Source organism: Natronomonas sp. (genome assembly GCF_047616845.1).
Classification (GTDB): domain Archaea; phylum Halobacteriota; class Halobacteria; order Halobacteriales; family Haloarculaceae; genus Natronomonas.
On record NZ_JBLGBY010000093.1, the window covers coordinates 1 to 3,169 of the forward strand.

Sequence of the window (3,169 nt, forward strand, 5' to 3'; positions counted from 1 at the left end):
CGCGGCGGCGGGCGACGCGCCCGTAGCGTGCACCGAAGCGGCCGGCGCTCCCGGTTTTGCCTCTCTTGGCCATAGTACCATATATTCCAGCCAGCGAAGTGATAAACCCCACGTTTTCCGGCGGCTACACCCGGTCGAAAGGGCGACAATCATTTCATTGTCGTCTGGACGTGCCGCTCCGAGTCGAGCGTGTCGACGGGGGGACACGGCTGGGCGAGGAGACGACTGTCGAGTACGAAGTCCACGAGGCCTGCGACATCGAGGGGGTGGCTCGTCCAGAGCGAGGCCGCTCCCGGGAGCTGATTACAGCCGCCGGAGGTCGTCGCCGTCGTCGAGGAACAGCGGGGTTCGTGGGCCGAAGGCGGGCCCGACAAGCGAGACGGTGCGGTCGTCGACGCACACCTCCCACCGCGGCACGAAGCCGCCATCGGTGAGTCGAACCTCCTCGACGGCCTCGCCCCACACCGCAAGCAGCCGGCTGACGTCGCGGCGCAGGCGGAATTGCCCCCACAGCACGCCGACGCCGAGGCCGACCGCGACGCCGGCAGCCGCAAAGGGTGCGAGCCGCGGGAACCCGGCGAGACCAAGGAGGGCGGCGGCGCCGATGACCGGCAAGTAGAGAAGTGCCGCGGCGCGCCAGTCGAGACCGAGCGGTATCTCACAGGGTGGCATCTCGACTCGTAGTTGGGCGGATCCAGCTGAAAAAGCGCGCGCCGACTCACTCCGTGAGTTCGGCCTCAGTGAGCGCATCGTTGAGGTCGGCGCGGACGTGCTCCCCGAGTTCGCGGTCGCCGGCGGTCGTGACGACGCGGTTCTCCTGGACACTCGACCCGTCGCGAATCAGCAGCCGGACGTTGCCGTGTTCGTCGGCGCGGGTCGCCTTCGCGCGAACGCCCGTCCGCGACCCCGACCCGCCGGCGTCGATTGGGCCCGGAATGATCTTCTTGACGTGTGGGTGAGAGGCGACGGTTTCGAGGGCGCGCTGGCCGTCGCGGCCGCCGATGAGCGTCGAATGGCTGCCGCCGAGTTTCTCCGACATCGTCGCCTCGACGACCTCGAGGGCTGGGTCGCCACGCTTCCGTAACACCGCCTCGATCGGGTCGTCGTCCGCGACGCGATAGAAGGGGTAGTGGACGTCAGCACGGACGGCTCGAAGCACCTCGCGATTACCCGTCGCGTACACTTCCTCGGGGCGTTTCCGCCGAACCTCGTCCGCGATGCGGCCGGCGAAGTTCCGGAGTTCCGTCGGCGACCACCGCTCGTCGGGCACCTGTGTCGTCGTGATGGTGCGTTCGCCGACGACGGTCTCATCGAGCAGGCAGGTGACGGTCGCGCGCTCGCGCTCGCATTCGATGACGATGATGTCGGTGTTCGCGCTTCGACAGACCAGACAGTAATCACCCGGTCGGTCGAGCCGCGTCGCACAGCACCGACAGTCCATACCGGAAGCAGGCGCTGGGCGCCGATAAGCGGGGCGGTTCCGCAACGGCGCTCAGGAGAGGTCGTCGGGGTCGACCTTCAGGAACTCCCGGGCGAAGGCGGTCGCGTAACTCCCTTTCGGCAGCGCAAAGCGGAGGGTCAGCGGGTCGGCCTCGATGTCGAGGGCGGACGTGACGCGAATGGCACGTCGCGTCCCTGTCGAATCGAACTCGCCGGGGAGGGCGAAATCCGACCGCTCGATGTCGAGGTCGTCGAGGATGCCGTGGGCGATATCGGCCGGTTCGCCGCCGCCGAACTCGGTGTCGGTGCCGACGAGCGGCGCGGTGACGAACGCCCGTCCGCGTTCGCAATGGCGCTGTACCGTCTCGATGCGACCCTCGTCGACCGCCTGTGTCCGGTCGGGGTCGGGGACGCCCTCGCTGTCAGCGAAGCAGACGACGTCGCCGGAAACGGGTCGCCCGAACGGCAGCCCTCGCTCCAGCCGCTCCGAAAGGATACAGTTGAAGGCGTATGACTGGGCCGCGTTGACGAACATCCGCTGGAGGTTCGTCGGGAGCGTCTCCAGCGATTCCCGGTAATCGTCGGGCGAGTCGGCGCTCTCGGCCAGCCGCGAAGCGATGGCACGCTCGAAGCGGAGATAGTTCGGCAATCGGTCGAGGGCAGCCTCCCAGTCGCGCGTTTCGCCGACGTGTTCGCGGGCCTCGCGGGTCGCTTCGCGCTCGCGCTCGCTCGACTCACAGACGTAGCGGACGGCCGCCGTCTCCCAGTCACCGCGGACGATGGCCAGGCCGACGCGGTGGGTGATGGGGCGTTTCGACCCGAACCGCTGCTGTCCGAAGACGTTCGGGACAGCGGCCTCGTCGGCGTGAGCCTCACCCTCACCATCGGCCGCGAACGCACGGAGTTCCTCGGCGATAGCGTCCGCGTTCTCGGGGCGGTCGGCGTCGCGGACGACGACCTCAAATTCGTTGCCGGCGAGGTCGCCGAAGAGGACGGGCCGGCCCGCCCGCCCGAGCACCTCGATGTCGGCATCGCCGATGGGCGGCAGGTCGTTGCGGTCGGTTCGGACGGAGAACAGCTGTGTCGTGACCGCGTGTTTGTCCTTCGTGCCCGCCCACGAGACGCGCTCGCGGCTCATTTCGAGTTCGTTGGACAGCGCTGAGGCGAAATCGTTGGTGTCCCACCGCCGCAGCGTCGCCCGGAACACGAGGTGCGGATACGAGCCGGTGGCCGCATCGACCGGCCGGAGGTCGGCATCGAACGCCTCGCGTTCGCGTACCCGGAAGTCCTCGGGGCGGTCGCGCAGATGGCCGCCGACACCGTCGGTCTCGGAGACGTAGTACTCGATACCGACGGCCTGCTCGACCGGGTGGGACTCGCGCATACACCCCTGTTCGTGGCTCGGCGTAAAACGACGTGCGGTTCGACGCGAGCGGTGACTGCCGTCCGTCGCCGACAGGCAGGCGTCGACGCCGTCGTCCCCAGCAACTGGCCGCGACCGACGCCGCTTTGTTTCCGGCGGGGAAATTCTCACTGTGCATCTCTTTACCCCATTCGAGTGCCGCGACGTGACGGCACGGAACCGCGTGATGGTGTCGCCGATGTGCCAGTATTCCTGTGAGGCAGCGGACGGCCTCGCGACCGAGTGGCACCGCGTCCACCTCGGCAGTCGCGCCACCGGCGGCGCCGGCATCGTCATGACGGAGGCGACAGCCGTCACGCCACGGGG

3 protein-coding genes and 2 pseudogenes are annotated in these 3,169 nt (G+C 68.5%); 1 reads left to right on the forward strand and 4 read right to left on the reverse strand.

The features are described from left to right. The 4 genes and pseudogenes from ACI8UR_RS12330 to truD form a co-directional block, all read right to left on the reverse strand. Window positions 1–73, reverse strand: a pseudogene (locus tag ACI8UR_RS12330) (50S ribosomal protein L37ae); the annotation flags it as partial. Window positions 74–303: 230 nt separating this feature from the next. Next, a complete protein-coding gene (locus tag ACI8UR_RS12335; RefSeq protein WP_415087932.1) occupies window positions 304–672 on the reverse strand; it encodes a hypothetical protein in 369 nt (122 codons plus the stop codon). A gap of 46 nt (window positions 673–718) precedes the next feature. Then, window positions 719–1,441: a DUF2103 domain-containing protein gene (locus tag ACI8UR_RS12340; protein WP_411716339.1), complete on the reverse strand. Its 723-nt coding sequence runs from the start codon at window positions 1,439–1,441 to the stop codon at window positions 719–721. Between the two features lie 51 nt (window positions 1,442–1,492). Further along, window positions 1,493–2,824, reverse strand: a complete 1,332-nt coding sequence (gene truD, locus ACI8UR_RS12345) for a tRNA pseudouridine(13) synthase TruD (RefSeq protein ID WP_411716340.1) — start codon at window positions 2,822–2,824, stop codon at window positions 1,493–1,495. Between the two features lie 205 nt (window positions 2,825–3,029). Here truD and ACI8UR_RS12350 point away from each other — a divergent pair. Then, window positions 3,030–3,169, forward strand: a pseudogene (locus tag ACI8UR_RS12350) (NADH:flavin oxidoreductase/NADH oxidase); the annotation flags it as partial.

Coding starts and splice junctions, on each gene's coding strand:
- ACI8UR_RS12335 (WP_415087932.1), bottom strand. CDS start 672: ATGCCACCCTGTGAGATACCGCTCGGTCTCGACTGGCGCGCCGCGGCA.
- ACI8UR_RS12340 (WP_411716339.1), bottom strand. CDS start 1,441: ATGGACTGTCGGTGCTGTGCGACGCGGCTCGACCGACCGGGTGATTAC.
- truD (WP_411716340.1), bottom strand. CDS start 2,824: ATGCGCGAGTCCCACCCGGTCGAGCAGGCCGTCGGTATCGAGTACTAC.